Raw genomic sequence first — 5,163 nt, 5'->3', positions numbered from 1 at the left:
CGCCGTCGCCCAGGATCAGTTGCACCACTCGCTGATTGATCGGATGATCCTCGGACAGCAGGACGTGGGGACGCGGGCCGGAAGGCGGCGCGTCCGGCGTCGCTTCCTCGGCGTAGGCGGCGTCGAACTCGGCCAGGGAGGCGATGCGCGTCAGCGGCAGTTCGACCCGGAAGCGGCTGCCTTCGCCCAGCGCCGACTCGGCCTCGATGCGCCCGCCCATCATCTCGGCCAGGGCCTGGCAGATGGACAGGCCCAGCCCGGCCCCGCCGAACCGCCGGGTGATGGAAGCGTCAGCCTGGCTGAAGCGCTGGAACAACTGCGCCGCATGGTCGGCGCCGAAACCGATGCCGGTGTCGCGCACTTCCAGCGTCAGCAGGACGGCTCCGTCGCCCCTGTCCAGCAGGTCGATATGGGCGGCGACCTGGCCCTGTGCGGTGAATTTGACGGCATTGGACAGCAGATTGCTCAGGATTTGGCGGATCCGCACCACGTCGCCGTTGAAGACGCCGCACGCGGTCTCGGCGCGTTCGAGGCGGAAGGTCAGGCCCTTCTTCTCCGCCAGGCCGCGCAGGGGAGCGATGGCCGGGATCAGGGCGTCGTTCAGGTCGAAGGGACGGACCTCCAGCGTCATGCGTCCGGATTCGATGCGCGACACGTCCAGGATGTCCGTGACCAGTCGCTCCAGGGTCACGCCCGAACTGCGGACCAGTTCGACCATTTCGGCCTGTTGCGGCGACAGCGGCGTACGCGCCAGGGCGTCGATGATGCCGATGACCCCGTTCAGCGGCGTGCGGATCTCATGACTCATATTGGCCAGGAAGTCGGACTTGGCGCGGTTGGCGGCCTCGGCCGCGGCCTTGGCTTCGATCAGGGCGCGCTCGGCGGCGATCTTGGCGGTCACGTCGCGGGCCACGGCGTAGATGCGGTCGCCGAACTTCTGCGCCCGCCATTCCAGGGTGACGTAGCGGCCGTCTTTGTGGCGATAGCGGTTGACGTGGCCCAGCACCGGATCGCCGGGGCGGCGCGTCTCGACTTCGGTCACGCTGCCCAGGGTGCCGGGCAGGTCGTCGGGGTGGACCAGGGTCAGTATGGCCAGGCCGACCAGTTCCTCGGGCTGATAGCCCAGGGTCGAGGCCCAGGAGGCGCTGACCCGCACGATCCGCCCCTTCAGGTCGCGGATCACCAGCAGGTCCAGGGATACGTCGAAGAAGGTCGCCAGATCGACCCCGGCGTCAGGCGGCGGCTGCGGCTGTCCCGTCGAGGAAGGGGCGGCGGCCGGAGTGAAGGGCATGGGCGGTCCTGAGGCGCGGTCCTGAAGGCAGGCTGGACCTCATCCTAGCGCCTGCCGGTTAAGGGCGCCTTGCGGCTCGCGTCTCGGGAGAGCTTCAGTAGGCCATGTCGCGATAAACGCGGCTGAGGTCGCCGCCCCACTCGCCGTTGTACAGCTCCAGCAGGCGGTCGGCCGAGGTCACGCCGCTGTCGGCGATGTCTTCCAGCTCGGTGATGTAGCCGCGCTCGTCCACCATGCCGCCGCTGAAGCGGGCGCGGTTCTTCAGGCCCTGCTTGGCGATGTTGACCATGTCGACGGCGATGTCGCGCACGCTGCGGCCGTTGACTTCGGCCTTCAGGCCCAGACGGGTCACGTCGCGGCGCAGGCGCTCGTGGTCCTCGATGTCCCAGTCCTTGCACAGATCCCACGCCGCCGCGAGCGACGGCGCGTCGTACAGGATTCCGGCCCACAGGGCGGGCAGGGCGCAGATGCGGCTCCACGGTCCGCCGTCGGCGCCGCGCATCTCCAGATACTGTTTCAGCCGCACTTCGGGGAACAGGGTGGTCAGGTGATCGGCCCAGTCCTTGGCCGTGGCGCGATCGCCCGGCAGGGCGTCCAGCTTGCCCTCCATGAAGGCGCGGAACGACTGGCTCGACAGGTCGACATAGGTCTCGCCGCGCTTGGCGAAATACATCGGGGTGTCGAGGGCGTAGTCGGCGTAGCGTTCGTAGCCGAAGCCGTCCTGGAAGACGAAGTCCAGCATGCCCGTGCGGTCCGGGTCGGTGTCGGTCCAGACGTTGGCGCGCGCCGACAGGAAGCCGTTCGGCTTGCCCTCGGTGAAGGGGCTGTTGGCGAACAGGGCCGTGGCGATGGGCTGCAGCGCCAGCGAGGTCCGGAATTTCATGACCATGTCGGCTTCGCTGTCGAAGTCGAGGTTCGCCTGGATGGTGCAGGTGCGCAGCATCATGTCGAGGCCCAGCGTGCCCTTTTTGGGCATGTAGGCGCGCATGATGTCATAGCGGCCCTTGGGCATGACGGGGATGTCCTCGCGCCGCCACATCGGGTCGAAGCCCAGCCCCAGGAAACCCAGATTCAGCTGGTCCGCGACCTGTTTGACCTCCATCAGATGCTGGCCGGTCTCATTGCAGATGTCGTGGATGTCCTTCAGCGGGGCGCCCGACAGTTCGAACTGTCCGCCCGGCTCCAGACTGATCGAGGCGCTGAAGCCCTCGGCGTTCCTGCGCTCAAGCGCGATGACATGGCCTGCTTCCTCGACCGGCGCCCAGCCGAAGCGCTGCAGGCCCGTCAGCATCGCCAGGATGCCGTTATCGCCCTCATAGGCGGGGCGGCGCAGGGTCGACTTGTCAAAGCCGAACTTCTCGTGCTCGGCGCCGATGCGCCACTGGTCGCGGGGCTTCTCGCCCTTTGACATGGCGTGGATCAGCTGGTCTCTGGAAAGGGGTGCCGTGTCGGACATCTGTAACCTCTGCTGTCGCGGCTAGATGGGCCAGCCGTCGGCCATGCTCAAGGGGGCGGCGGAAACTTCTAGCGATCCCAGTCGCCGACCGCCGCCTGCCACAGCGTCATGGCGGCGATGGCGGCGGTGTCGGCCCGCAGGATGCGCGGCCCCAGCGAGACGGCGGTGGTGAAGGGCAGGGACCGCAGTCGCTCGCCCTCCTCGGGCGAGAACCCGCCTTCGGGCCCGATCAGAATGGCCCACTTGCCGTCGCCTGCGCCGGTCAACGCCGACACCGCCGGCGCGCCGCCCGTTTCGTCACAGAACATCAGCCGACGCCCCGCCTCCCAGCCGTCCAGCAGGGCGTCCAGCTTCACCGGATCATCCACGAGGGGCACGTCCAGACGCCCGGTTTGCTCGGCGGCCTCCTCGGCGATGGCGTCCAGCCGGTCCAGTCGCAGGCGGTCGGCGTTGGTGCGCTGGGTCAGCGCTAGCCGCACCCGCTTGGCGCCCAGTTCGGCGGCCTTCTCGACGATGGTCTCGACGCGGGCCTTCTTCACCACGGCGACGATCAGCTCCAGATCGGGGCCATAGACCTGAGGCCGGGTCTGCTCTTCGGCGCGCAGGATGACGCCCTTCTTCAGCACTTCGGCGACGCTGACGCGCCACTCGCCGTCGCGGCCGTTGAAGACCAGCAACTCGTCGCCCGCCTTCAACCGCATCACCTGCGTCAGATAGCGCGACTGGTCGAGCGTAGGCGCCACGGCGGCGCCGGGGGCGAGGTCGCCCTGAACGTAAAGACGGATCATGCGACAGACTTAGCGAGGGCGGAGACGATCGTCATCCCGCTCCGGCACGATGCTGGTGAAATCCGTCTTGCGGATGGCCGCGCCCTCATTCGCCTGTCATGGTTATGCGTTGGAGGCATCTGAAATGCTGCGAGAACTGGAGCGCCGGGCGGGGCCTTTTGCAGTGGTCGCCGTGATAGGAATTGTCGCAGCCGGAACCTATGCACAGTTCGCCCTGCCTTATTATCGCGGCGGAGCGGAACCGGCGGGATGCTATTTTTACGACGCCCTTATCATCGGCGTCAGATGTGCTCCGGATATGCCGGGCATGCTTGCTGGCGGGTTGACGATCAGCTGGTATCTGACATGGGGCGTGTATTGGCTGGCGTTGTCTGCGGTGATACCGCCGTTCCTCGGCGTGCCGGTGCTGGGCTTGTGGGGTCTTGTGATCCGAAGCGGGGCGCGCTGGATCTGGAGCAAGCGTTCACAGCCTGCCTTGCATCCCTGAGAACGGATGTATGAGGGGAACGCGGCGAGCCTGCCTCGCGTTGGCCTCTCATGTTCACAACCTTGGCCGTAGCGGCGCGCGATCGAAAACGTCTGGCCGAGATTTCAGGCGTCGCCGCCCGCTTCGGGCTTGAGGCCGTGTTGCTGCGCCTCGGCCTGGGCGGCGGCGAGGCCCATGCCGACGGGCCGGAGCCTTTGCCCCGTCGCACCCGTCAGGCGCTTGAGGCTTTGGGCCCCACCTTCGTCAAGCTGGGCCAGATCCTGTCCACCCGCTCGGACCTGCTGCCCGCAGACTGGATCGCCGAGTTCGAACAGCTTCAGAGCGCCGGCCCCACCCTCGACTTCGAGATGTTGCGGCCCGAGGTCGAGGCCGCCCTGGGCGGGCCGCCGGAACAGGTCTTCGCCCGCTTCGACACGGCGCCGCTGGCCGCCGCCTCCATCGCCCAGGTGCATCGCGCGTCCCTGCATGACGGGACGGAGGTGGTGGTTAAGATTCGTCGCCCCGGCGTGCGCCCGCGCGTCGAGGCCGACCTGCGCCTGATCGCCGAACTGGCCCGCCGCGCCGAACAGTCCAGCGCCGAGATCGCTCGCTATCGTCCGCGCGCCCTGATCGCTCAGTTGACCGAGGCGATGCTGGACGAACTGGACTTCACGACCGAGGGCCGCAACGTCGACCGCTTCGCCGCCGACTTCGCCAGGAACCGCGATGTCGTCATTCCGACCGTCTATTGGCAGCACACGACCGACAGCGTGCTGGTGCAGGGTTATCTCGACGGCGTCCCTCCCGTGGACGCGGCGCGGCTGAGGGCGGCGGGCGTCGATCCAAGCAAGCTGGCCCGCGTCGGCGCCGAGGCGGTGCTGGACATGGTGCTGGTCAACGGCCGCTTCCACGCCGATCCGCACCCCGGCAATCTGCGCGGCCTGCCGGGCGACCGGGTGGGACTGCTGGACTTCGGCATGGTCGGGACCGTCACCCCGCGCCGCCGCGCCGAGCTGATCAGCTTCGTCCAGTCGCTGGCCGCCGGCGACGGCGCCCGCATGGCCGAGGTGCTGGCCGACTGGACCGAGGGAACGGACGTCTCGCGCACCAGCCTGACCGCCGGGGCCGAGCGGCTGATTGCACGCCACGGTCAGGGCGCGGT

The 5,163-nt window shown here is 68.2% G+C and carries 5 protein-coding genes; 2 read left to right on the top strand and 3 right to left on the bottom strand.

Going from position 1 to position 5,163, the window contains the following annotated elements; genetic code table 11:
• The 3 genes from RT567_RS03605 to RT567_RS03595 all read right to left on the bottom strand — a co-directional run.
• Positions 1-1,291, bottom strand: a 1,291-nt coding sequence (locus RT567_RS03605) for a PAS domain-containing sensor histidine kinase (RefSeq protein ID WP_313574347.1), incomplete at its 3' end; no start/stop codon positions are given.
• Positions 1,292-1,385: 94 nt separating this feature from the next.
• Positions 1,386-2,747, bottom strand: coding sequence for a glutamate--cysteine ligase (locus tag RT567_RS03600; protein ID WP_313574346.1), 1,362 nt, complete (start codon positions 2,745-2,747; stop codon positions 1,386-1,388).
• A gap of 68 nt (positions 2,748-2,815) precedes the next feature.
• Positions 2,816-3,535 carry a 16S rRNA (uracil(1498)-N(3))-methyltransferase gene (locus tag RT567_RS03595; protein WP_313574344.1) on the bottom strand — a complete coding sequence of 240 codons (720 nt, stop codon included), beginning with the start codon at positions 3,533-3,535 and terminating at the stop codon, positions 2,816-2,818.
• A gap of 124 nt (positions 3,536-3,659) precedes the next feature.
• On the opposite strand from RT567_RS03595, the gene RT567_RS03590 reads away from it, so the two are divergent.
• Together RT567_RS03590 and RT567_RS03585 are read left to right on the top strand one after the other, a co-directional pair.
• Complete coding sequence (locus tag RT567_RS03590) at positions 3,660-4,022, top strand: hypothetical protein (RefSeq protein WP_313574343.1); 363 nt, start codon at positions 3,660-3,662, stop codon at positions 4,020-4,022.
• A gap of 50 nt (positions 4,023-4,072) precedes the next feature.
• A partial coding sequence (locus RT567_RS03585) for an AarF/UbiB family protein (RefSeq protein WP_313574341.1) occupies positions 4,073-5,163 on the top strand: 1,091 nt, incomplete at its 3' end.

It is taken from the genome of Brevundimonas sp. (assembly GCF_032107865.1).
GTDB lineage: Bacteria > Pseudomonadota > Alphaproteobacteria > Caulobacterales > Caulobacteraceae > Brevundimonas.
The sequence above is the reverse complement of the archived record's forward strand: the minus strand, read 5'-3'. Positions and strand labels throughout refer to the sequence as shown.

What these genes read in the sequence shown, in the direction of transcription:
- RT567_RS03590 (WP_313574343.1), top strand. Translation starts at nt 3,660, where the DNA reads ATGCTGCGAGAACTGGAGCGCCGGGCGGGGCCTTTTGCAGTGGTCGCC.
- RT567_RS03600 (WP_313574346.1), bottom strand. Translation starts at nt 2,747, where the DNA reads ATGTCCGACACGGCACCCCTTTCCAGAGACCAGCTGATCCACGCCATG.
- RT567_RS03595 (WP_313574344.1), bottom strand. Translation starts at nt 3,535, where the DNA reads ATGATCCGTCTTTACGTTCAGGGCGACCTCGCCCCCGGCGCCGCCGTG.